The sequence below is a fragment of the Acinetobacter johnsonii genome (assembly GCF_048551975.1).
In the GTDB taxonomy this organism is placed as follows: Bacteria; Pseudomonadota; Gammaproteobacteria; order Pseudomonadales; family Moraxellaceae; genus Acinetobacter; species Acinetobacter johnsonii_A.
Genome location: NZ_JBIMCF010000333.1, coordinates 1 through 249, shown reverse-complemented (window position 1 = coordinate 249; position 249 = coordinate 1). Strand labels below are relative to the sequence as shown.

Annotated in this window: 1 protein-coding gene; it reads right to left on the bottom strand. The window is 42.2% G+C overall.

The annotated features are described in order from the left end of the window. The coding region (locus ACG9ZB_RS17705) for an FKBP-type peptidyl-prolyl cis-trans isomerase (protein WP_419326892.1) at nucleotides 1–207 on the bottom strand (207 nt) is incomplete at its 3' end. Nucleotides 208–249: the final 42 nt, after the last annotated feature.

The window sequence follows — 249 nt, the reverse complement described above, 5'->3', positions numbered from 1 at the left end:
GCCATAACCTTCAGCAGCAGGAACAGTAACAGTGAATTTTTCACCTACAGTTTTGCCTAGCAATGCATTTTCTAAACCTGGGATGAGGTTACCTGCGCCGTGCAAATATGCAAGTGGTTCACCTTGTGATTGGTCTAGCGTTTCGCCTTCAGCGTTAGTCAAGTTGTAGTTGAAAGAAACCACGTGATCATTTGCGATAGCAGTCATGTTTTTCGTCCATTCATTTAGAATTTAAGGGGGATATCATAA